This is a genomic window from Flavobacterium rhamnosiphilum, from assembly GCF_004349195.1.
Taxonomy (GTDB): domain Bacteria; phylum Bacteroidota; class Bacteroidia; order Flavobacteriales; family Flavobacteriaceae; genus Flavobacterium; species Flavobacterium rhamnosiphilum.
On record NZ_SMLG01000009.1, the window covers coordinates 36,595 to 60,196 of the forward strand.

The 23,602-nt window shown below is 34.8% G+C and carries 18 protein-coding genes; 6 read left to right on the forward strand and 12 right to left on the reverse strand.

Annotation, left to right across the window (positions count from 1 at the left end; all coding sequences use genetic code 11):
* Positions 1 to 43 precede the first annotated feature (43 nt).
* Positions 44 to 1,495 (forward strand): amino acid permease, encoded by a 1,452-nt coding sequence (locus E0I26_RS12005; protein ID WP_131916711.1) that lies wholly within the window; start codon positions 44 to 46, stop codon positions 1,493 to 1,495.
* Positions 1,496 to 1,570: 75 nt separating this feature from the next.
* Here E0I26_RS12005 and E0I26_RS12010 read toward each other — a convergent pair whose 3' ends face one another.
* Complete coding sequence (locus E0I26_RS12010; RefSeq protein ID WP_131916712.1) at positions 1,571 to 1,798, reverse strand: PspC domain-containing protein; 228 nt, start codon at positions 1,796 to 1,798, stop codon at positions 1,571 to 1,573.
* Positions 1,799 to 1,865: 67 nt separating this feature from the next.
* The gene (locus E0I26_RS12015; RefSeq protein WP_131916713.1) at positions 1,866 to 3,137 is read right to left on the reverse strand and encodes a DUF2851 family protein; all 1,272 of its coding nucleotides are present in this window, start codon (positions 3,135 to 3,137) and stop codon (positions 1,866 to 1,868) included.
* 130 nt (positions 3,138 to 3,267) lie between these two features.
* Between E0I26_RS12015 and E0I26_RS12020 the strand changes: the two genes are divergently transcribed.
* On the forward strand, positions 3,268 to 4,944 hold the full coding sequence (locus tag E0I26_RS12020) for a GLPGLI family protein (RefSeq protein WP_131916714.1): 1,677 nt from the start codon (positions 3,268 to 3,270) through the stop codon (positions 4,942 to 4,944).
* A 79-nt stretch (positions 4,945 to 5,023) separates the two neighbouring features.
* Here the strand turns inward: E0I26_RS12020 and E0I26_RS12025 are convergent, their stop codons facing one another.
* The 5 genes from E0I26_RS12025 to E0I26_RS12045 form a co-directional block, all read right to left on the reverse strand.
* On the reverse strand, positions 5,024 to 5,506 hold the full coding sequence (locus E0I26_RS12025) for a 3'-5' exonuclease (RefSeq protein ID WP_131916715.1): 483 nt from the start codon (positions 5,504 to 5,506) through the stop codon (positions 5,024 to 5,026).
* A gap of 99 nt (positions 5,507 to 5,605) precedes the next feature.
* Positions 5,606 to 6,967, reverse strand: a complete 1,362-nt coding sequence (locus tag E0I26_RS12030; protein WP_131916716.1) for a pyridoxal-phosphate dependent enzyme — start codon at positions 6,965 to 6,967, stop codon at positions 5,606 to 5,608.
* 208 nt (positions 6,968 to 7,175) lie between these two features.
* Positions 7,176 to 9,131 carry a putative porin gene (locus E0I26_RS12035; RefSeq protein WP_131916717.1) on the reverse strand — a complete coding sequence of 652 codons (1,956 nt, stop codon included), beginning with the start codon at positions 9,129 to 9,131 and terminating at the stop codon, positions 7,176 to 7,178.
* 284 nt (positions 9,132 to 9,415) lie between these two features.
* A complete protein-coding gene (locus E0I26_RS12040) occupies positions 9,416 to 10,855 on the reverse strand; it encodes a SusD/RagB family nutrient-binding outer membrane lipoprotein (RefSeq protein WP_131916718.1) in 1,440 nt (479 codons plus the stop codon).
* A 4-nt stretch (positions 10,856 to 10,859) separates the two neighbouring features.
* Complete coding sequence (locus tag E0I26_RS12045; RefSeq protein WP_131916719.1) at positions 10,860 to 14,114, reverse strand: SusC/RagA family TonB-linked outer membrane protein; 3,255 nt, start codon at positions 14,112 to 14,114, stop codon at positions 10,860 to 10,862.
* 198 nt (positions 14,115 to 14,312) lie between these two features.
* On the opposite strand from E0I26_RS12045, the gene E0I26_RS12050 reads away from it, so the two are divergent.
* Entirely contained in the window at positions 14,313 to 14,993 is a 681-nt protein-coding gene (locus tag E0I26_RS12050) for a ribonuclease HII (protein WP_131916720.1), read from the forward strand.
* Between the two features lie 216 nt (positions 14,994 to 15,209).
* On the opposite strand, the gene lipB is transcribed toward E0I26_RS12050, so the two are convergent.
* Together lipB and E0I26_RS12060 are read right to left on the reverse strand one after the other, a co-directional pair.
* On the reverse strand, positions 15,210 to 15,908 hold the full coding sequence (gene lipB / locus E0I26_RS12055; protein ID WP_131916721.1) for a lipoyl(octanoyl) transferase LipB: 699 nt from the start codon (positions 15,906 to 15,908) through the stop codon (positions 15,210 to 15,212).
* Positions 15,909 to 16,102: 194 nt separating this feature from the next.
* A complete protein-coding gene (locus E0I26_RS12060) occupies positions 16,103 to 16,834 on the reverse strand; it encodes a hypothetical protein (RefSeq protein ID WP_235831765.1) in 732 nt (243 codons plus the stop codon).
* 206 nt (positions 16,835 to 17,040) lie between these two features.
* Here E0I26_RS12060 and lysS point away from each other — a divergent pair, with 206 nt between their 5' ends.
* The 3 genes from lysS to E0I26_RS12075 all read left to right on the forward strand — a co-directional run bounded on the left by lysS (position 17,041) and on the right by E0I26_RS12075 (position 20,400).
* Positions 17,041 to 18,750: a lysine--tRNA ligase gene (lysS, locus tag E0I26_RS12065; RefSeq protein ID WP_131916722.1), complete on the forward strand. Its 1,710-nt coding sequence runs from the start codon at positions 17,041 to 17,043 to the stop codon at positions 18,748 to 18,750.
* A 247-nt stretch (positions 18,751 to 18,997) separates the two neighbouring features.
* Positions 18,998 to 19,519 carry a hypothetical protein gene (locus E0I26_RS12070; protein WP_131916723.1) on the forward strand — a complete coding sequence of 174 codons (522 nt, stop codon included), beginning with the start codon at positions 18,998 to 19,000 and terminating at the stop codon, positions 19,517 to 19,519.
* A gap of 416 nt (positions 19,520 to 19,935) precedes the next feature.
* On the forward strand, positions 19,936 to 20,400 hold the full coding sequence (locus E0I26_RS12075) for a hypothetical protein (protein ID WP_131916724.1): 465 nt from the start codon (positions 19,936 to 19,938) through the stop codon (positions 20,398 to 20,400).
* Between the two features lie 66 nt (positions 20,401 to 20,466).
* On the opposite strand, the gene hemL is transcribed toward E0I26_RS12075, so the two are convergent.
* The 3 genes from hemL to E0I26_RS12090 are packed head-to-tail and all read right to left on the reverse strand — an operon-like array spanning position 20,467 to position 23,582.
* Positions 20,467 to 21,753 carry a glutamate-1-semialdehyde 2,1-aminomutase gene (hemL, locus tag E0I26_RS12080; protein WP_131916725.1) on the reverse strand — a complete coding sequence of 429 codons (1,287 nt, stop codon included), beginning with the start codon at positions 21,751 to 21,753 and terminating at the stop codon, positions 20,467 to 20,469.
* 31 nt (positions 21,754 to 21,784) lie between these two features.
* Positions 21,785 to 22,693 carry a glucosaminidase domain-containing protein gene (locus tag E0I26_RS12085; RefSeq protein WP_131916726.1) on the reverse strand — a complete coding sequence of 303 codons (909 nt, stop codon included), beginning with the start codon at positions 22,691 to 22,693 and terminating at the stop codon, positions 21,785 to 21,787.
* A complete protein-coding gene (locus E0I26_RS12090; protein ID WP_235831766.1) occupies positions 22,686 to 23,582 on the reverse strand; it encodes a 1-aminocyclopropane-1-carboxylate deaminase/D-cysteine desulfhydrase in 897 nt (298 codons plus the stop codon). The genes E0I26_RS12085 and E0I26_RS12090 overlap by 8 nt, the downstream gene beginning before the upstream one ends.
* Positions 23,583 to 23,602: the final 20 nt, after the last annotated feature.

The following is a 23,602-nucleotide window of genomic DNA, read 5'->3' on the forward strand; positions in this document are numbered from 1 at the left end:
ACTATACATTTGGAGCTTAATAACAAACAAAACCATATAACCCATGTCAATTTGGAAAACTAAACCACTGTCGGTACTGCTAAATGAAGCATCAGAATCCGAAAAAGGATTAAAAAGGACTTTGTCTTCACGTTCATTAGTAGCACTTGGAGTTGGAGCAATTATTGGAGCAGGATTATTCTCATTAACAGGTATTGCTGCTGCAGAACATGCCGGTCCAGCAGTTACACTTTCATTTATTTTAGCCGCCGTAGGATGTGCTTTTGCAGGACTTTGCTATGCTGAGTTCGCATCAATGATCCCCGTAGCAGGTAGTGCTTATACATACTCTTATGCAACTATGGGAGAATTTATGGCTTGGATTATCGGTTGGGATTTAGTTCTTGAATACGCATTAGGAGCCGCTACAGTAGGTGTAAGTTGGTCTCGCTATTTACTCGAATTATTAAACAAATACGGAATACATCTTCCCCACGATTTAATATGTTCTCCCTGGGAAACATTAAAATTAAGTGACGGAACAATTATAGAAGGCGGAATCATAAATCTTCCTGCTATTTTTATCGTTTCGATGCTATCTTTATTACTGATAAGAGGAACTAAAGAATCTGCATCTATAAACAACTTTCTAGTTGTTGTAAAAGTAATAGTAGTTATTATGTTTATCGTCTTAGGCTGGAGCTTTATTGACACGGCAAATTACACGCCTTACATTCCTGAAAATACAGGAGTATTTGGAGAATTTGGATGGTCAGGAATCGCAGCTGGAGCAGGAACTGTATTCTTTGCTTTTATTGGTTTTGATGCTGTTTCAACAGCAGCTCAAGAAGCAAAAAACCCGCAAAAAGGGATGCCAATTGGTATTTTAGGATCGTTGGTTATTTGTACCATATTATACGTATTGTTTGCACACGTAATGACTGGACTTGTTCCTTATAATGAATTTGCAGGCGATGCTAAACCAGCAGCAACTGCATTTGCAAGAACTGGATATACATTTTTACAAACGGGGTTAATCGTAGCGATTTTAGCAGGTTACACCTCAGTAATGTTGGTGATGTTAATGGGACAAAGTCGTGTTTTCTACACGATGAGTAAAGATGGTTTATTGCCTTCTTTCTTTAGTGATATTCACGCAAAATTCAGAACACCATGGAAAACAAATCTTTTCTTCATGGTATTTGTGAGTCTTTTTGCAGGTTTTGTACCTGTAAGTGATTTAGGTCATATGGTAAGTATTGGAACATTATTAGCATTTGTTTTAGTATGTATCGGAGTTTTGGTAATGCGTAAAAAAATGCCAGATGCACCAAGATCTTTCCGTACGCCTTTAGTGCCTTTTGTACCAATTGCAGGAATTCTGATCTGTTTAGCCTTGATGTATTCATTGCCAAATGAAAGCTGGGCGAGACTTGTAGTATGGATGGCATTAGGTGTTGTTATCTATTTTGTCTATGGAAAGAAAAATAGTAAATTAAACAATCCAGATAAATAAAATTTCATCATAAATAGAAAAGGGATTATAAAGTACTTAAATACTTTATAATCCCTTTTTTTCATTTATAGCAATTTACAAATCAAAAACCGAGGTGCGTTTGGCCCGAATTAAATCCTTCAAACGAATCCAAAAAGCCAATGTGAGATAAACCGCAAACCATAATCCCACAGTAACAAAAGACAAATAGATAAAAAACAATCGTACACTGCTGGCACGCATTCCTAAAGTATCAGCTAAACGAGAAGAAACATGGAAACCGTGTTTTTCAAAAAAAAACTTAAGCTTAATTATTACTGACATTTTATGAGTTATGAGTTATGAGCAAAATTACGAATTTTTTGAATAAACAAATAACCGAATCAACAAATCAACATTTTTTCATTAATTCCATTCCTATAGCGCATTCTAAACACTTATTTTTATTACAATACTCATTCTTGAGCTGCAACAAAGATTGTGTTTCAAAAGCACTTTTTGATCGTATTCCAAAAGAAGTGAATTTTTCTATAATGGTATTTTTCTCTGCAGCAACTTCATTCAACAGACCGATTAAATCTTCAGAAATTTCTTTTCCTTGACTTTTTGCAAAAGCAAATTGAATCGGAATTATGGTGTTTACTACAATTAAATCAATGAAAGATTTAGACAGCGTTTTCTTTTTCTTCGGACTTTCTTTATCAAACTGATAATGGTTTTGCCAATACTCAGAAGCTGTAATTTGAAATAATTCGTAACTACTTTTTAATGAATTTAAGCTACTTATTTTGGAAAATAAATTCTGCTGACTGTGGTATAAATTGGCTAATTGAGAGAGTCGTATTGTTGGAAAATTATCCGGACGATGCTTGAAAAACTGTACCGGTTCTATACCTATTTTCTCTATTTGATACTTATGCAACAAATAGAAATACCTAAATTTTAAATCATTGAAATAGTTGTCTTCTTTTTCAGAATCCAATAATCCAGCAGCTCCAAAAATCAAAGCTTCCAGATTTTCGACTTCAAAACTTTCCTTTCTAATTATTGAAAAAGGAATAGATTGCGCGATTTTATAAAAGATTTCTCCGTTTGTGTTTAAACCAAAATTTTTAGCCAATAGACAGAACAAAACTCCTTCCCAATCTTGATTGGTTTGTTCCAATAAATCAAATATAGGTTGCGATTTTCTTTCCAACCGTTCAAAAAACAAACGCTCTTGCCAATTTCTCAGTGCAAATTTGTCGACTTCTTTCAATTGTTTTTCGCAAAAAATCCATGATTTTGGAGCCATTAAAGACTGGTAGTTTTCGACAGTCGCTTTTTCAACGTATTTTTTTAATTCTAAAACTGGAACTTCAGAATTGTCACTTCTAAAAACCGCTATATCATGTTCCCAAACCACATGTAAAATTACATTTTCATACCCTTTATCTTTTTCGTGATGATGTACGTACCAATCCGAAGATTTAAGATGAATTTCAACGTTGCCCGCCCATTTTTGAGTACCAATAACTATCTGAGCATTAAAAAAATCAGGACCTGCCATTTCAAGATATTGACCTACATTTACAATTGTGATTTCCTCATTGTGGAGCGTTTTTAAATTCAAAGCATCAAACTTCTTGAACTTCCAGAGGTAATGGAGGAAATCTTCTTTCATTTTTTTAAATTTCAAGATAAGATACTAAAGTAATGAAAATTATTACACCGAAACACATCGAGATAATCTAAAAAAAATCCTCAGACAATCCTCCTGAATTTTTTATATTTGTCTTCCTAACTCCATTACTATGAAAAACCACTTCATTTTATTCTTTGTTTTTTGTTTTGTCTTCTCAGCTCTGGCTCAAAAAAATATCAAATCAATAAAAATAACTTATGTCAAAAGTTCAAACGGTAAGCTTATTGAGAACCAAGACCCTATTTTGGTTTTTACTACTGAGAAAACAAGTTTGATCACTTCTGAAAAAATAATACTAAAAAAAGCCGATTTCCCTATTGAACAAACTTTTGTGGATTTTAACACAAAATCCATTTCACAATTTGTACAATTTAAAAATGGAAATTCAATTCTAACCATTGATACCTTAGCTTTAGGAAAACAAAAGTTTGAATTTAGTGATGAAACCAAAAAAATACTTGGTTATACCTGTAAAAAAGCAAAAACCACCATTAACTCCAACTCTATTGAATTATGGTATACTAACGAATTAAATTTAAAAGGGGCACCGAGTGTCTTGGGACAAAATTTAGGTTTAGTTCTTGAAACGGTTCGCAATGGAAATTCTAAAGTTACAGCCAGCAAAATAGAACTATTAAAAACCATTCCCACTCTCTTGACATTGCCAAATCCATTGCCTAAAATAGTTGACCAATTAACGTACAAGGATTTAATCTGGAAAAGCCGATTTATCAATATTGCTGTTTTTGAAAAAGAAATAATCAACTTTTCAAATACATCCCGATCAAATGATAGCATCTTGCGATTTGCCAATGGAACCATAATTCTCAAAAAAGTAAAAATTCCAGAAATCAAAAAAGGAAATCGAATTTTTGTCGATGTAACGGAACAATCCAACGGAGACGCTTACGACAGAACCGGTTCCGTGTTTTTAATTCCTACGGACAAAAACATTTCGTTTCTTGATGGCTTGAAAAATGGAGTCAAAGAATTGCCTGTTTACGAAAATGGAAATGGCGAAAAATATCAAGGTGTGATTCGAACAGAAAATTACGCCCCCCTTTTAGAATTGATGCGCTTTTTTACTCCTTTTGGCGTAAAGCAATTCAATACGCTTCAATTGAAGAATAAAGTGTGGCAAGACAGCGTTTATTACCGTCAGGATATTTCAGAAATGCATCCTGCCTTGAGCAATAAAGAAGTTTGGATTGGGATGAATATTGGGAACTACGACAACGGCGGACACAAAGCCAGCCTAAATATTTCTATACATCCAGAAGAAGAAAGTAAACCTCAGAATACGTGGTTGTTGCCTGTTTTCAACACCAATAATGTTATGGAAATGGCTGGTCAGCAATATGCAACCATGTTTAGTAACGAGAAAGGATTGGAAGTGACTTTTGATGTTCCGGAAGGTTTCAAGAATTTCAAGTTACGATACATCACCACTGGTCACGGAGGCTGGGAAAATGGAGATGAATTTGTGCCCAAGAAAAACACCATACTCGTTGATGCAAAGGAAGTTTTTGCGTTTACGCCCTGGCGAACGGATTGTGGTTCCTATCGATTAAGTAATCCTGCATCTGGAAATTTCAGCGACGGATTATCCTCCTCTGATTTAAGTCGTTCCAACTGGTGCCCCGGAACAGTAACTAATCCAGTTTATATTGATTTAGGAAATCTTTCGGCCGGAAAACACACGATACAAATTAAAATCCCTCAAGGCAAACCGGAAGGATCCAGTTTTAGTTCTTGGAATGTTTCAGGTTGTTTGATAGGAGAATAAACAATGGAATTCGGACTTAAAAAAACAAAGAGATTAAGAGAATAAGAGTGCTATTTAAGAGTAACTCGAAACAGGTAAATTATCTCAATAAATACAATTTGGCACAAGCCCGAGCATCTGATAATGCTTCGTGATGGTTTAGCTGAATTTTCATTTCTCGGCAACAGTCGCTTAATTTTGCCGGTTTCAGTCCTTTGGCTTTATATATTTTTACGGTGCATTCCCAACGAGAAGCGATATTCAAATCAGCATAATCTAAACCATAAAGCGCCATTGATTTGGCCAGAACGTTTCTGTCAAAACTCTCATTATGAGCCACAATCACTCTGTTTTGAAGGCGTTTTTGTATTTCAGGATACACTTGTGCAAATGATTTTGCATGCACCGTATCTCGCGGATATATCCCATGTACTTGAATGGTAAAGGGAGAATATACATTATTTGGGGGCTTGATTAAACTAACAAACTCATCCACAATTATTCCGTTTTCTACGGTAACAATTCCCACAGAACAAGGATGGAATGCCGTCGCGGTTTCAAAATCTATGGCAGTAAAGGTCATATTATATGTTTGTTATACATCTAAAAAGCCACAAATTTAACGAAATAAACTCGTCAAATTCATGGCTATAAAAATTTTAATATCTTGAATTATAAAATCTTACTTTATTGACCCAATAATATCATATTTGGTAATAATGTGGTGTCTACCATTTCCTAAATCAACCAAAACGGCTTCATTTTCCTTGGTAAACAATTTGGAAACTTTTTCTATTGGCGTCCCCAATTTCACAATCGGATACGGTTGCCCCATGATTTCTCTAATAGGTCTTTCTGCTGAATTTTTGTCATGTACATAACTTTGGAACAAGTCACTTTCATCTACAGATCCAACGAATCCAGTAACATCAATAACCGGAATTTGAGAAATTTTGTATTTACGCATTCTTTCGATAGCGTGTGAAACTAATTCTTCCGTACGAACTACAATCAATGGTTTATCGATATGGTCTTTGATAACGTCTTCAGCTTTTGTAATTTCTTCGTCCAGAAAACCGCGTTCGCGCATCCAATCATCATTGTACATTTTACCTACATAACGACTTCCGGAATCGTGAAATAATACCACAACAACATCTTCCGGTTTAAAATGCTCTTTGAGTTGCAACAATCCTTTTACGGCTGCACCTGCTGAATTCCCAACAAATATTCCTTCTTCAAGTGCTATTTTACGGGTATAAACGGCGGCGTCTTTATCAGTTACTTTTGTGAATCCGTCTATTAAAGAGAAATCAACATTTTTTGGCAATATGTCTTCACCGATTCCTTCTGTGATGTAGGAATAGATTTCATTTTCATCGAAAATACCTGTTTCATGGTATTTTTTAAATACAGAACCATAGGTATCAATTCCCCAGATTTTGATATTTGGATTTTTCTCTTTCAAATATTTCCCAACTCCTGAAATTGTACCTCCAGTCCCAACTCCAGAAACAAAATGTGTGATTTTACCTCCCGTTTGCTCCCAAATTTCTGGGCCCGTTTGCTCGTAATGTGCAATCGCATTTGATGGATTATCATATTGATTCACATACCAGGAATTAGGCGTTTCCTCCGCTAATCTTTTGGAAACTGAATAATACGATCGTGGATCTGTAGGCTCTACATCAGTAGGACAAACTACCACTTTAGCACCTACTGCACGAAGAATATCCATCTTTTCTTTGGACTGTTTATCCGAAATCACGCAAATCAGCTTGTATCCTTTTATAATGGCCACTAATGCCAATCCCATTCCTGTATTCCCTGAAGTTCCTTCAATAATTGTTCCTCCCGGTTTTAATCTTCCGTCAGCTTCGGCATCTTCAATCATTTTTACGGCCATTCTATCCTTTACGGAATTGCCCGGATTGAAAGTTTCTACTTTGGCCAACACCAAAGCGTCAATACCGGCAACTACTTTATTCAGTTTTACTAATGGTGTATTGCCTATTGTGCCTAATATATTTTCTGCGTAGCGCATTTTATTATGAATTTAAGATTGTGATTTGTTGTAAATACTAGTGCAAAGATAGTATTTTGTTATAAAATATTCTTGTTTACACTATTTTGCGTTCGTGATAAAAGCGGTATCCTTTACTTGCTTCCTTTAAGCAAGCGGCAGCTATAGCGGATAGCACGATAAAACGCTCAAGAAAAGAGCATTGAAAGGCTATACTATTTGTCGTAAATTAATTAAAGAAGTTCCAAATTAATCCGAATCGAATCGTAAAATCACGTGATGGGTTATTTGGTGAGGCATAAAAATTATTATCCGTAAGAGAAGAGTTAAAATGCTCTGCTTTGAAATAAATTCGAGTTCTTTGGATTTTTGCGTTTATAAAAAAATCAAAATTTGGATGGTTTCCAATTTGTTTTTCGTTTTGAACAAAAAACTCTCCAATAACCGGATTGTAATCGCTTGCATAATAGCTCGTAAAATAATTCAACACTATTCCCGTTTGCAAAAACAAAGCACGTTTGAATAAATAATTGGAATAATAAAATGTATTTCTTGTGACAATTTCCGGAACATTTAAAATTGCATCTTGCTGATCCACTTTTTGATATAGAATAGTGTTGTCTAAAGCAAAATTTCCGACTTTGAATTCTCTACTTACTTTTACAGACAAGTAATTTATTGTCCCATCATACTGTGACGGCGCCACTATTTGTGTTTTTGCCAGTGTTTGTTCAGCGTTTGACACATTATTAAAATACAAATGATCTTTTAAAACTGAAAATTGTAGTTCCGCATCAACCCATGGAGTAATCGCATTAGCACTAATTGAATTTATTTTTTCGTTCTTAAAATCATTTGACCAGTTGTATTGCACATAGCTACTCTGATGCAAATTATAATTATTATTTGGCAGTTTGTTTATGTTTTGGTATCGAAATGAGAATTGTGTTTCAGCATTAAGATCATATTCTAATTTAGCATCCAGATTTGATAACGATTGTGCCGTTACAGATCTTGAGTATAAGAATTTACCATTCCATTTATTTTGTCGGTATTCATATTGGCCACCTACACTATTAATTTCCTGGCTGAATGAGCTAGGAATGGTTTTATCATCAAAAATTAATATCTGATTGTAATGATAATTCGATCTAAAATCATCCGCAAAAAATTGAAATTTCCCTAAAGTGGTATTCTCATAAACTAGCCCCACTCTATTATACATTTTGTTATAACGGGTTTGATCATTTATTCCGCTATTAAGGAATGAATCTCCAAAACGATATACTGTCTCAGTACCAACGGTGGATGGAACTGTAGCCTGGTTGTATTCGAAAAATTTATTTTCGTAATTGAACTGATGGGTTACATACAGGTTATTACCTCCCTTTTTTGAATTTATTCTAAAATTATGATCTAGAAACACTCTTTTTCCTTTAAGAAATGATTTAGCATCCGAAAAATAAACTTCAAATCTTTGACGATTATTATAGTTTTGATCTTTACTTTCGAAATCATTAATAGTTGTTATTCCTCCATTTTCCTCATTCAAAATATCTTGAAAAGTATAATGTGCTTTAGCAAAATAGCGCTTATTTTTGGTATTATAACTTGTGGTAAACCTAAAATTACCGGTACTTGATAATTGATTAATATACTCTCCCTCTGAACGCAACCCTTTGTATGCAATAGAAAAATTAAGGTTTTCAGAAGTATTCAAGGTTATAAAAGCATCTACGGACTGTCCTTTTCTTACAGTAGTTTTAAAATACAATTCGGTTACTGGAGTAGCAACAGAGCTGTATCGTATTTGGTTAGCCTCTAAAAAATTGAAATGTTTTGCTTTGAAACCAAATTCCGGATACGGTGAGAAATCGGTTAAACTATACTGTAATGTATTGTATGTTTGTCCATCATTTGCAAAAGGTAAAAGTCCGAAAATATCTTTTCGCAAATAGTTGTGACTGTATTCTTTTTGAATGGTTAGCGAAGTATCAATATAAGTGGTATCGTTATCGATTGTAATAAAACGATACATATCAATGGTAGCAATTTTTTCATTTTTCTTTTTAATAGAATCAGAACTATTGTACTTACTATTAAAATCTAAATTTTTATTCGCTTTTTCTTGAGAAAGCACTATAAATGGAATTGCTATAAAATAGAATAAAAATAATTTTCTCATTGACAAATAATCTAATTAACCGATTGGAAACAAATTTATCAAGCAAAGGTAAATTATAAAAACCTATAAATAAAAAAACATCCAACGGAAGTGGATGTTTTTTTATTTATAGGTTTTCAGGACGGGACACAATATTAAAAAGAAAAACGCTTGCAACGGATTATATAATCGTGTTACAAGCGTTTTTTTATTGTTCCAAAAAGCCTATTACTCTATTTAGATTAGGTTTTTCAGTGCCCTCGCCGAGGCTGATGGTTTTAGGCATGTCACAATGATTTTTATTCTTAATTATGAACTTCTGTCTTAGTCGTAATTGTGGGTAACGGGCTAGGGACATTAGGATTTGTATTTATTTCATCTTGAGCATAAATTAATCTTTGTGGAGTACCTGTGAAACCACTTTTAAGTACAATTTGTGCAATATTAGATGTTCTTCTGAAATCAGTAAAAGCCTCATAATTACCTAGGAAATAGATGTATCTTTCTTGATAAATTTCTCTTAAAAGAGCATTTGTAGGTGTGATGTTGTCTAAATTTTCCATTCCTCCGCTATTGAAATCTGCGTCTGCATAGACATCGTAATTGAAAGTTAATCCAGCATAACCGCTGTTTGAAACGCCAATAGAATAACCCGTATCTAGTAAAGCTCTGTATTTGTTATAAGAAGTAACTCCAGCAGAAAGACTTGTACGAGCATCTACTTCTGCAATAATCAATAACATTTCACCATAGGTTACAAGTGGCAATGAAGAATCAGATCCAAATTTACCATTTTCTTCATCGTTATCTAATCCGTCAATGTTTAAACTCTCATCTCCTAAAGCACCAGTGTAGATAAAACCAGATCTTGCCGATTCATCAGTTTTACTGTTGTTTCTGCTCAACGGAGAAGCTGGATTTAATAATGATGGAGCATATCCTTTTCCACTCATATATCCTGGTCTCTCATATTCAAGAAACTCATAGAATGGATTGAAATTCTGACCAGAAGTTGTTCCTCCAAAGATAGCTTTAAAATCATTTGATGCAGTGTTTATACCTTTTAATGCATTTGATTTTGCATTGGCATAATCTTTTACATGTAAGTAGTAGCGTGCTTTTAAAGAATAAGCCAATTGTGTCCATTTCGTTGTATTACCACCGTAGTAAATATCTAAAGAGCCTGGAATTGCCCCTGCTTTAGATAAGTTTACAATAGATTGGTCAAGTAAAAGTTGTAACTGTTTGTATACGTCACTTTGCTTGTCAAATTTAGGCTTATTATTGTCTTTATTGATGTCAAATTCAGAGTAAGGAATGTCTCCCCATAGTGAAGTGATTGTTCCAACACAGCTGGCTTCAATAATTTGTAAAGCACCTAGAGATTTTGCATTGTTCTCCATGTTTGCTTTTTCTTCACCAATTTTTATTTGTGTTAAACAATTCACATAAGCCAAGTTCCAAGCAGAGTCAGAGTCGGAGGAAGTATTATTGTTCCAGTTATTTAATGGTACGTATTGACGATCTTCTCCATTTGCTTGGTTCATCCATAACATAGTGTTACGCACGTTGTTTGTAGTCTGGAAATATTGATTTGCTAGTAATGCAGATTGAAAAATATTCTTAGATTCTGCATCTTTTACTCCTAATTGATGAGGATTTTCATTGATTCCTTCTACATAATCAGTACACCCAACAAATGCAAATGCAATAAGTGAGGCTAGATATTTGTTATATGTTTTCATAATTTTAGAATTTTAAATTTATTGACATCAAAAAGGATCTTGTGTTTGGACTATTGAAGTATTGTAAACCTCTACCATTTGTTCCTCCTGTTAGGTTGGTTTCTGGATCTTGACCTAAAGTTTTGTCTTCGGTCCATAACCATAAATTTCTACCTGTCAAAGATACTGATATTTCGTCTAGACCAATTTTTTCTGCATTTTTTGTGTTAAAACTGTATCCTAGTGCTACTTGTCTTAGTTTTACCCATGAAGCAGATTTTACAAATTGTTCACCCACTGCACCAAATCCACCACCTAATCCAGTGTACCAAGATTCACTCGCAAGTACGGATCCAGCTCCATAGTCTACAATATTTCCCCTTACAGAATAAGTACCGTCAGTATTTAATGTTCCTTGAGAAGCAGCAGTTGCTCCATTTGAACCCTTTAAAGCATTAGCCTCCGCACTTGTTAGATTTAATATATTTGCAGATTCGATTGTTTTCCCAAACACAGCTAAGGCACCATTTGTACCATCCCAAAGTTGTCCGCCAATAGAGGCATCAAATAAAACATCTAGAGAAATACCTTTGTATTCAAATTTATTTCCGATTGCTGCTCTCCATTTTGCATTAGGATTTCCTATAACACCCTCAGTAGGTGCAGCAGTTGGAAAACCATTTGCGTCCAGTATTAATTTTCCACTAGCATCTCTATCCCATCGACCTCCCCAAAGCACTCCTAAAGGTTGGTTTAATACCGCTCTTGAAGATACTCCGGAAAAACCATTTAATGTTATCGAAGAAGTACCAACTAATTTTGTAACTTCATTTTTATTTGTTGACCAGTTAGCATAGGTGTTCCATTTGAATTTCCCTTTGCTTAGTATTTGATAATCTAAGTCTAGCTCAATTCCATGGTTTTCTATTTGAGCTAAATTACCATATCTGTCACTAAAAGAAGAACTTGGATTTACTGCGGCAAAGGCTAAGTTGTCTTTGATTGTGTTGTTGTAATAGGTTGCTCCAACTTTTAATCTGTTGAAAAATTCTAAGTTAGTACCAACTTCAAATTCTGTTTTAATTTCTGGTTTTAAATTGGCATTCCCAGATACAGATTCTCTTTCATATCCTCCATTGTATGCCGCTGCATCATATGCCGGTCCCCATGACTCTGCACCACCGGCTCCTGTTATGTATGATGCCCCTCTATATGCTTGTGGCATAATGGCAACTTCACCATAAGTAGCTCTAAGTTTACCAAACGTAAGGACATCACTTTTAAGATGATGAGTTATAGTGTATGATGATTCAATTGAAGGGTAAAAATATACTTTTGTATTTGGTGATAAGGTTGAAGAAGTTTCAAACCTACCTCCTAAATTTAGATTTAAGAATTCTTTATAATCAAAAGCTCCTGAAAAATAGGCACCGCTTGTTTTGGTATTTTCTCTGTCTAGATATGTTGTTCTATCCGCTAATAATGAATTTGAATATACAAATTTAGTGGTGTTGATTAAAAAGTTTTTGTAGCTACCACCTCTTCTTACGTCATTAGTTTCTGCAATATTTAAACCTACTGTGTAGTCTAATTTCAATGCTGAAGTTAAATCTACATTTCCGATTCCCATTACATCAGCATTGTATTGTCTGTAAGTAATACCATCTTCAAAAGCAAATCCATTCCCTGCATTTTCTGCTGAATAGACAGGGTATACAGATATACTTTCGTCAGTGTATGCATCTAGTCCAAAACGCCCTAATAAACTAAAGTTTTCAGTTATATCATGTTTTAATTCAAACCCGGAAATATATCTGTTTACTGTATTTGGGTTTTTTTGTATATCAGTTGACCACAATGGGTTATTGTAAATTGGGTTTTTACTTGATTCACTTGTACCTAAATCTTTTCTGTAAGATCTATGACTACCTATAGATGGAACTCCAGTGCTAGTGTAATTGGTGCCCATAAAATCTCTGTTGTCAAAATCGGCTGGTGATCTATATAGTCCTAAATAAAGCCCACTAGTGTTTGACCCTTGCTGTATTCTATTTGAATTACTTGACGTAAAGGAAACTTTACCTTTGAAAGTAGTTTTTGTGCCTAATTTATACGTGGTACTAAAATCGATATTTGTTCTTTCATAAGAACTATTACGAACAACACCAGTTTGGTCTAAATGGCTAAGGCCTAAATAAAAGCTTCCATTTTCATTCCCACCACTAAGACTTAGATTTGTGTTTAATGAATTTCCAGTTCCAATCACAGCATCATAGTTAGAATCGTTGAAGTTCTCTCTGCTGTTTTTCTTCGTAATTTGATAGTATTTATTTCCATTGTTCGAAACAAAATAGGCTCCTGCTGTATTTACAGCATCGGCGTCTCCACTTCTGCTAGATATTAAGTCACCATATGAACCTCCTACATTTCTAGCGAATTTTCCTTTAGCACCTTGACCGAAAATGTCTTGAGTTTTCATCTTAACATTTATTTCGTCATTAGAATAGGTAGAACTTAATTCAACTTTAAGTTTGCCACCTTTTCCTTTTTTTGTGGTGATTAGAATTACTCCATTTGCCCCTCTATATCCCCACAAAGCTGATGCAGAGGCACCTTTTAAAATTTGAACGCTTTCAATACTGTTAGGATTGATGTCGTTTACTCTTGATTGTTTGTTAGTCCCGCCAACATTATTACCATTACTTACCTCTTGCGAAGAAATCGGAATACCGTCAATCACATATAAAGGTTGTGTATTACCAGTAATTGTGTTTTGTCCACGTATTTGCACATAAGAACCAGCTCCTGGATCACCTGAGCTTGCTGCTATATTCACTCCAGATCCTTTACCAGATAAAGAGTTTAGCAATCCAGTTTCTCCACTGTTTCTTAATACATCACCTTTTACTTTTACCATTGAAGTATTAGTAAGTTTACGTTTTGATTCTACTCCAAAGGTATTTATAACGACCCCTTCAAGTTGCACTGAATCGTCTTTTAGTTTAACATTCATAGATGTTGAACTAGCTACAACTTCTTGGGTCTTCATCCCAATGTAGCTAAATACCAAGATTTGGCTTGATGATGCTTTGATAGAATATTTCCCATCGAAATCAGTTTGCGTTCCAGTTTTAGTTCCTTTCACTAATACACTCACGCCTGGCAAAGGCAATCCTGCATTGTCCGAAACAACACCAGTAACGGTTTTCTCCTGTGCGAAAGAAAACTGCATAGATAACGCTAAAAGTAGCGTAAAAATCCATTTGAATTTTAATTTCATGTTAAATTATTTTGAATTAGTTATTTGACAAAAATCATAATAATTTCTTAAAGAACCAAATATTTATAAGAATTAACACAATTTATTTTTAATGCCATTTTCAATCAAAAAAAAAGCATACAAACACCTATTAATAATTTATCATAATTATCTACAAACATTTGTGTTTAAAAATGTATTTTTATCAAAATTAATATAATGTTAAGCCCATTTTTTTTAACACCAAATTTAGAAACCGGAACTGACGAAGCGGGCCGAGGCTGCCTTGCAGGACCTGTTACTGCCGCCGCTGTAATATTACCATTTGACTTTCAAAATGATACACTAAATGACAGTAAGCAGTTATCTGAAAAAGCCAGAGAAAAATTAAGACCTATTATAGAACAACAGTCCATTTCATTTGCCGTTACACATCTTGAACCATTGGAAATTGACGCTATTAACATATTGAACGCTTCAATTAAAGCAATGCAAGAATGCGTTTTAAAACTCGATCCGCAACCAGAATATATTATTGTCGATGGAAATACCCCTTTTATTAGAAAAAAAGGCATTAAAAATAATAGCGGAAAAATATTTTCTACAGCTGAAATAGAAATTCTCACTTCTATTCCAAGCACAAGTATCATAAAAGGAGATTCAAAATTTATGAGTATTGCAGCTGCTTCGGTATTGGCTAAAACCTATCGGGATGAGTATATGAATCGCATTCATGAGGAATTCCCAATGTACAATTGGAAACAAAATAAAGGATATCCTACCAAAGAGCATAGAGAAGCGATACTAATCTACGGGGTTACAAAATACCATAGAATGACATTTCGATTGTTGCCAGAGCAGATGGAATTGCCCTTCGATTGCGCTCAAGATGACATTTAGATTATTAGACGTCTTAGATCTTTAGACTTCTTAGATTTTTGAATGAAGATTAACGATTTTTAATTTCAGATTTAAAGCAAATTGATTCAATTTAAAATTTTGATTTTTTTTAACATTCAATAAATGACATTGAAATTCATAACTCTGACACAGATCTGAAATCAAAAATCGTTACCCAAGCCTGAAAGAGCGAACTGACGAAGCAATCAAAAATCTTCAATCAAACTTAGCTTCGAAAAGAGTGGAGAAATGCTTTAATATCTTTTCTTTCACTTCTTCTTCATTAACTTTTTCTACGCCAAGTTCGACGTTTAATGAAGTTACTGCTTTACCACGAATCCCACACGGAATGATATTATCAAAATAACCCAAATCAGCATTTACATTTAAAGCAAATCCATGCATGGTTACCCAACGCGAAGCACGAACACCCATAGCACAAATTTTTCTAGCAAATGGAGTTCCTGCACCCAACCAAACGCCAGTTTCGCCTTCGCTTCTGCCGCAAACAATTCCATATTCCTGAAGGGTAAGAATAATGGCTTCTTCCAGGAAACGCAAGTATTTATGAATATCGGTAAAGAAATTCTCTAGGTCTATAATCGGATAGCCCACAATTTGTCCCGGTCCGTGATAGGTAATATCGCCACCACGATTGATTTTATAAAAAGTCGCTCCTTTCGTTTCCAATTGTTTTTCAGATAAAAGCAAATTACTTAAATCACCACTTTTTCCCAAGGTATAAACATGCGGATGTTCCACAAAAAGAAAATAATTAGGAGTTTGCAAGTCGAGTTCTTCTCTGCGATTTCGAATTTTTAAATCAACGATTCCTTTGAACAATTCCTCTTGGTATTCCCAAGTTTCTTTGTAATCTTTAGTTCCTAAATCTTGAAGTTGGATGGTTTTATTCATTTGTCATTGCGAGGAACGAAGCAATCCTATTTCGTCCACTTATTTTTGAATGGCAAAAGTACAAAGTTTTCAAGAATGAATAATGAAATTGTTCCTAATTACACGTTTGTCAAGTCGAGCGCAGCCGAAACCAACCAAATGAGTCTCGACTGCGCTCGGCTTGACAAGAAAAACGATCCTTTAAGTTAACAACGTTACTCTAAAACAACCTCCAGATTAGTACTCTCAGGATTTACCAAACAATCTGCTATAAGAAATTGTAATTCCAATGATTTTCTGTCTTCACTAATTTTAGTATTCGAATTTGATACCGACTTTATTTTTCTGGGAAAATGATATTTTAAAACATAAGGCTGCGTGATTTTGAATTTAGAAACTTGCGTTTTGAATCCTTCAATCTTATCCTGCTGCTTTTTTAGCTCAACTGCATCTGTAATTTTCACTATCCTTTTAAAAACACTTCCGTCAAAAGCGTAGTTCACACTATAATAATGTTCTTCGGCAACCAGTGCATAATTATTTTCTATATCATCCGCGTATTCTTCGGTTTTGTATAAATCAGCAACTTCCTCTATTTTAGTAAAGTTTTGACTGATTGTTGTACGGAATTCTTTCTCGAAAGAACTTTTCTTGATATGTACTCTTATTGTAGCAAATTTTTGAAAAATTGCTTTTTCAAACGCCGGCAATCTGGAAAATGTTTCCGAATATTTCGTTATCAAATCTTGAAAAACATAAGTGGTATCCTGAAAAATTTCTTCTTTGGAGTAATTCTCCCCAGCTATTTGCATATAACTATGTTCGTCACGAAGTGATACCGCTTCTATTTTTCCGGTTCCGTCTTCGTTTATATGAATAGTTTCTGTGACTTGGCAACTTGTTAAAAAGAATACTAAAAGCAGTAAGGCGTAAATTTTATTTTTCAATTTTTATGATTTTGAATCGTTATTTTTTACCAAATGTAAAATAATAACTACAATTTACAGCCCAGATTATAGTGGAAATCCTTTTTATTTTTTCTTTAAAAATAAAAAGATTGCAACGGAAAGCTGGAAATAGCTCCAAAAAACCTTTAGCACTTTGCTACTTTGCTACTTATACAGTATCTTTGCGCTCTTAAAATCAGAATAAAATGGCATTATCCGAACAAGAAACTCTACGTAGAGAAGCACTTACAGAATTACGCAATTTGGGCATCGAACCTTATCCTGCAGCCGAATTTATCACAACCGCATATTCTAGCGAAATCTTAGCCGATTTCGAGAAGTACGAAGGAAAAGAGGTTGTTTTAGCAGGACGTTTGATGGGTAAACGTATCATGGGAAAGGCGTCATTTGCGGAATTGAAAGATGCTGAAGGACGTATTCAAGTGTATGTTTCGAGAGATGACATTTCGACTGATGAAGAGAAAACAATGTACAATGTGGTTTTCAAAAAACTATTGGACATTGGCGATTTTATTGGGGTTCGCGGAACAGTTTTCAAAACCCAAGTAGGTGAAATCTCGGTTCATATTTATGGTTTGACAGTTTTGGCAAAAGCCTTAAAACCGCTTCCTGTAGTAAAAACAGATGCCGACGGAAAAACGCACGATGCATTTGCTGATCCGGAACAAAGATACCGTCGTCGTTACGTGGATTTAACAGTGAACGATCACGTGAAAGAAACGTTTATCAAAAGAACAAAACTGTTCAATGCAATGCGTTCTTTCTTTAACGACAAAGGGTATTTAGAGGTAGAAACGCCTGTTTTGCAACCAATTCCCGGTGGTGCTGCAGCGCGTCCTTTTATCACGCATCACAACTCGCTTGATATGCCATTGTACATGCGTATTGCGAATGAATTGTACTTAAAAAGATTGATTGTTGGTGGTTTTGAAGGGGTTTATGAATTTTCGAAAAACTTTCGTAATGAAGGAATGGACCGAACACATAACCCGGAATTTACCGCCATGGAAATATATGTAGCCTACAAAGACTACAACTGGATGATGAAATTTGCCGAAGACCTTTTGGAGCATTGCGCAATTGCCGTAAATGGTACTTCAGAAGTGACTTTTGGAGAACATACTATCAATTTCAAAGCTCCTTATGCACGAGTTACAATGACTGATTCTATCAAACATTTTACAGGATTTGATATTTCAGAAAAAAGTGAAACAGAGTTATTTGACGCTGCCAGAGGAATGGGAATTGAAGTGGATGCAACCATGGGTAAAGGAAAATTGATTGATGAGATTTTTGGAGCAAAATGCGAAGGAAATTATATTCAACCTACTTACATCACGGATTATCCTAAGGAAATGTCACCATTGTGTAAGCAACACCGCGACAATCCGGAATTGACGGAACGTTTTGAATTGATGGTTTGTGGAAAAGAAGTGGCAAATGCTTATTCTGAATTAAATGATCCAATTGACCAAAGAGAGCGTTTTGAAGACCAAATGAGATTGTCTGAAAAAGGAGATGATGAAGCCACCGGAATTATCGACGAGGATTTCTTGAGAGCTTTGGAATACGGAATGCCTCCAACATCCGGAATGGGAATTGGAATGGACCGATTGATTATGTATTTGACTAACAATGCTTCTATTCAAGAAGTATTGTTGTTTCCTCAAATGCGACCAGAGAAAAAACACGTTCAAATTGAATTAGAAGACGACGAAAAATTAATTATTGATCTTTTGAAAGTCAATGAAAACCAAATGGAATTCGGTCTTTTGAAAATCAAATCGGAATTGAGCGGTAAAAAATGGGATAAAGCCATGAAAAATTTATCTGCTTTAGGTTTGACTGAAGTTGTCGTTAATGGCGATAGCAAAGCGTGTCGATTGAAAGAATAAGTTTATTCAAAATATATTTATAAAAGAAAGGAGCTTCAATTGGAGCTCCTTTCTTTTATAAAACACTCCCATCCAACTTTGATTATGCTCTTCTTTTGAGAAAACAATTTGGCATTTTGAAATTTGGCAACATGATCCATATCACTTTCAGATTTAAATTCCACTACTTACAACCACGTTAAATAAGTCATAAATTTCCTATATCAATATGTTTTAATTTTACATTTGTTCCAAAAAAATATAAAACATGAAAAAAATTACTTTGGTAATAATCGCATTATTTGCATTTGGCTTTGCCAATGGACAAGCGAAAGAAGGACAAGTTTCAAAAGGGAGATGGCTCATCGAAGTGAACACTGGCTTTGGTGATCATGTGGGCAGTACTTCCTTATCCTTAACTTCATCAGATGGTGTAACAGCATACAACATTGGAGCAGAAGGGGGTTACTTTATTAAGGATAATTTAGCTGTCAAACTTGGATTAGGCTATGGCGACAACGGTATCGATGGTCAAGAAACACCTATTGCTTACAAAATTGGGGCTAAGTATTACTTTAAGAAAATGATTCCGATTGAACTGTCCTATAACGGTGTGGGCTTTGGTCCAGCAGATGCAAATCCTACTTATCTTGGTCTTCAAGCAGGCTATGCTTTGTTTTTAGGTAAAAATGTAAGTATTGAACCTGGATTCCGATATAATAAGGCACTGCATAACGAGTTTTATGACGATAAATTCCAGTTTAATATTGGTTTTGCCTTGCATTTTTAATTTTTACTTGAAATAAATATCTAAGATGTTGACCAAAAAACAACTGAACTTCTAAGTCCGCAATTTGTAATCTAAATGCATTCTTTGCGAAAAACCAGTTGGGTTATCATACAAAAAAGGAGCTTCAATTGAAGCTCCTTTTTTATTTTCCATCTTGTTTAAAACAAATATTTGGAGGTTTTTATGCCAAAATGATTTATATAAATAAACCACAAAAGGCGAGAAACTAAACGGCATAAAAACGGACAAACATCATGCTTTCACACCAATGAAAGCTGTTTTTCTGACCTCAACTATCTAAAAAACAGCCGCTAAGTCTTTTGTTCAAAGTTATACCCAAACGATAATCTTTTGTTAATGATTAAACTTTTCATGACTATTCTTGTCCTACATCCATAAAACTTAAAACAATACAAATGAAAAAATTATTTATCGTTGCATTATTAGTTGTCGGAATGACAAGCTTTGCACAAGAAAAAAAAGCAAGACCAGAGCGCACCCAAATGGAGCAATTGACTCCTGAGCAAAGAAATCAATTGCATTTAAAAAAATTGACTCTGGAATTAGATTTGAATACTTCACAGCAAAAAGAAATGAGTAAAATCATTGCAGAACAAACTGCCAAAAGAGAAGCTAGAATGGCAGAACGAAAAGCAACTAAAGATTCGGCTAAAAAACAACTTACTTCAGACGAACTTTTTGCTAAAAAAAGCCAAATGTTAGACGAACAAATTGTTATGAAAGAAAGAATGAAAAAAATTCTTACTCCAGAACAATATAAAAAATGGGATGATATGAAAGGGAAAAAACATCACGGAATGAAAAAAAGAATGATGCATCATAAAGATAGAAAACCAGCAGAAATGGGTGATAAAAAATAATCCATTCACTTGAAATATTTCATCTTATTTCATAAAAAAAAGCCCCAAATTTGGGGCTTTTTTCGTTTAAAATGTTTTCGAAACTTTATCTATCGCTCGAATGGTAAAATCTAGATCCTCATACGTTAATGCATCGGTAATAAACCATGTTTCATATGCCGATGGCGCAATATAAATTCCTTCTTGCAATAATCCGTGAAAGAATTTTTTGAACGTTTCGTTATCGCCGTTTGCAGCCGTTTGAAAGTCTACAACCGGAGCAACATCAAAATGAACCGAAATCATCGATCCAATGCTGTTGATTGTAAATGTAACCTCATTTGCTTTTAAAACTTTATCAATTCCTGCGGCCAAATACGCTGTTTTCTCTTCTAATCTTTGAAAAATAGCACGATCACTATCTAATGCTTGCAACATCGCTAATCCTGCCGCCATTGCCAATGGATTTCCAGACAATGTTCCTGCCTGATAAACCGCACCTAACGGAGCCAGATAATTCATAATTTCTGCGCGGGCGGCAAAAGCACCAACAGGTAATCCTCCACCGATTACTTTCCCAAAACAAACAATATCAGCTGTTATATTAAATAATTCCTGAACACCGCCTCTTGCAAGTCTGAATCCAGTCATAACCTCATCAAAAATCAATAGAATTCCGTTATTGGTACACAATTGGCGCAACCCCTCCAAAAAGCCTTTATTTGGCGGAATACAACCCATATTTCCCGCAACAGGTTCCACGATTATTGCCGCAATTTCATTTTTATTTGCTTCAATTAAAGTGGCTACATTTTCTAAATCATTGTATTTTGCAAGTAAAGTATCCTTGGCTGTTCCTTCAGTAACTCCTGGACTGTTTGGCGAACCAAAAGTAATTGCTCCACTTCCCGCTTGAATTAAAAACGAATCCGAATGACCGTGATAACAACCTGCAAATTTTATTATTTTATCTCTTTTGGTAAATCCGCGAGCCAATCTTACAGCACTCATACAGGCTTCGGTACCTGAATTTACAAATCTGATTTTATCGATATTTGGAACCATAGCAACGGCTAGAGCAGCAATTTGTGTTTCTAATTCTGTTGGCATTCCAAACGAAGTTCCTAATTTTGCTTTCTCGATCACGGCTTGTACAACCGGTTCGTAAGCGTGTCCTAAAATCATTGGCCCCCAAGAATTGATATAGTCAATCAAACGGTTTCCATCTTCATCATACAAATAAGCACCTTTGGCACTTTTGACAAAAATTGGAGTTCCACCCACTGCTTTAAAAGCTCTTACTGGTGAATTTACACCTCCCGGAATTACTTTTTCTGCTTCAGCAAAAAGCTGACTGCTTCTTTTATACAACATTTATGAATTATGAATTATAGTTATTTTTTAATTATTTTACTACCAATCTCTGCCCAATAGAAAGTGTATTCTCAGAAAGATTATTTTTTTGTTTTAAATCATCGACTTTTAAATCGAATTTTTTTGAAATGGAGTACAGCGTATCTCCTTTTTGAACAACATATGAAAATAAGTCTTGACTGATTGTATTTCTGGATTCTATAGTCAATTCCTCAACCATTTGTTTTTCATTCGACACATAATCAACATCTAAAACCTGATTGTCATATTGATACAAATTGTAGCGCTCAATGTAAGAAATCAGCTTGTCCGGATATTTAGGATCTGTGGCATAACCCGCAGCTCTTAGTCCTTTTGCCCAAGCTTTATAATCGCCTTTTGAGAATTCAAATAGTTTAGAATACCTGCTTCTTCCCGTTAAAAACAAAGCATGATCTTTGAATGATTCTGAGGGGTTATCGTATTTTCTAAAGCATTCCTGATCAGCATCATCATCGTGCTTAACGCTTTCTCCTGTCCATCCTGCATGACATTTTATTCCAAAATGATTGTTGGCACTCATTGCTAAATCACCTCTTCCTGCACCTGATTCTAAAATCCCCTGAGCTAAAATAATACTTGCGGGAATCCCATAATTCTTCATGTTCCCCATCGCAATTTCTTTAAATTTAGAAATATAAGATACAACAACATCGTTTGTAACTACTGTTTTTGAAGTTGAAACGATTACTTCTGTTTCTCGATTACTTGGATCTTTTTTTACAGGTGTTGCAACAGTCGTTTTTACTGTGTTAGAGCTTGGCCTAGCTGGTTTTTTAATCGTGCGTACGACTTCTGATTTTGGTTTTAAAGGAGCTTTCTTTGTTACAATAACAGGTTTTGCGGCATTACAACCTATTAAAGTAATTATGGTAAGAAGCAGTAGAATTTTTTTAAACATAGATATCTATTGTTGGTAATTGTTTGTTTATTAATTTCATATTCATCCCTTGAATTCCCTGAATTCCACCCGTATGAATTAGTAAAATTTTTGATTCGGTAGGAAAATAGTTTTTTTTAATTAAATCTATAACGCCAAAAACCATCTTTCCCGTATAAATGGGATCCAAGGGAATTTGGTTTTCGGTATAAAACTGATTGATAAAAGCAATTAATTCCGGCGTCACTTTTCCGTAACCTCCAAAATGATACTCGGTAATTAACTCCCAGTTTTCATTTTGGGCAAAAATACGAATTTCCTCTTTCAAAAAATCTCCTTTTAAAGCGGGAAATCCTAAAACTTTTTGGTGTGGTAAAACACTGTTAATGATTCCCGAAATGGTTCCGCCAGTTCCTATTGAACAACAAATATAATCAAATTCAGCATCTTCCGGAGTTAGAATCTCCTGACACCCTTTGATAGCTAACGCATTTGTCCCGCCTTCAGGTATTAGATAAAAATCGCCAAATTGCTGTTTTAAGTTCTCTAAAAATGAAACCTCACTTTTTAATCGGTATTCCTCCCTTGAGATAAATTCCAGTTGCATTCCGCAATTTTGAGCGAATGACAACGTGGGGTTTTCCGAGATTTTACTCCCTAATTCATCCCCACGAATAATTCCGATGGTTTTAAATCCTTTTTCTTTTCCTGCAAAAGCGACTGCCGCAATATGATTCGAAAAAGCACCTCCAAAAGTAAGCAGCGTTTCGTAATGCTCCGTTTTCGCTTGCAGCAAATTGTATTTCAGCTTTCTGAATTTATTTCCGGAAACAAAAGGATGAATCAAATCTTCCCGTTTGATGGCTACTGAAATGGCGTTTGGAAACGAAGTTGTTAGGTGTTGATTCAAGCTAAGTAATTTTGGTACAA

Bases quoted from the DNA above. Each gene is read 5' to 3' on its own strand.
- E0I26_RS12020 (WP_131916714.1), top strand. From the start codon at position 3,268: ATGAAAAACCACTTCATTTTATTCTTTGTTTTTTGTTTTGTCTTCTCA.
- E0I26_RS12035 (WP_131916717.1), bottom strand. From the start codon at position 9,131: ATGAGAAAATTATTTTTATTCTATTTTATAGCAATTCCATTTATAGTG.
- E0I26_RS12005 (WP_131916711.1), top strand. From the start codon at position 44: ATGTCAATTTGGAAAACTAAACCACTGTCGGTACTGCTAAATGAAGCA.
- E0I26_RS12025 (WP_131916715.1), bottom strand. From the start codon at position 5,506: ATGACCTTTACTGCCATAGATTTTGAAACCGCGACGGCATTCCATCCT.
- E0I26_RS12010 (WP_131916712.1), bottom strand. From the start codon at position 1,798: ATGTCAGTAATAATTAAGCTTAAGTTTTTTTTTGAAAAACACGGTTTC.
- E0I26_RS12040 (WP_131916718.1), bottom strand. From the start codon at position 10,855: ATGAAAACATATAACAAATATCTAGCCTCACTTATTGCATTTGCATTT.
- hemL (WP_131916725.1), bottom strand. From the start codon at position 21,753: ATGTTGTATAAAAGAAGCAGTCAGCTTTTTGCTGAAGCAGAAAAAGTA.
- E0I26_RS12045 (WP_131916719.1), bottom strand. From the start codon at position 14,114: ATGAAATTAAAATTCAAATGGATTTTTACGCTACTTTTAGCGTTATCT.
- E0I26_RS12075 (WP_131916724.1), top strand. From the start codon at position 19,936: ATGAAAAAATTATTTATCGTTGCATTATTAGTTGTCGGAATGACAAGC.
- E0I26_RS12050 (WP_131916720.1), top strand. From the start codon at position 14,313: ATGTTAAGCCCATTTTTTTTAACACCAAATTTAGAAACCGGAACTGAC.
- lysS (WP_131916722.1), top strand. From the start codon at position 17,041: ATGGCATTATCCGAACAAGAAACTCTACGTAGAGAAGCACTTACAGAA.
- E0I26_RS12070 (WP_131916723.1), top strand. From the start codon at position 18,998: ATGAAAAAAATTACTTTGGTAATAATCGCATTATTTGCATTTGGCTTT.
- E0I26_RS12015 (WP_131916713.1), bottom strand. From the start codon at position 3,137: ATGAAAGAAGATTTCCTCCATTACCTCTGGAAGTTCAAGAAGTTTGAT.
- E0I26_RS12085 (WP_131916726.1), bottom strand. From the start codon at position 22,693: ATGTTTAAAAAAATTCTACTGCTTCTTACCATAATTACTTTAATAGGT.
- lipB (WP_131916721.1), bottom strand. From the start codon at position 15,908: ATGAATAAAACCATCCAACTTCAAGATTTAGGAACTAAAGATTACAAA.
- E0I26_RS12030 (WP_131916716.1), bottom strand. From the start codon at position 6,967: ATGCGCTACGCAGAAAATATATTAGGCACAATAGGCAATACACCATTA.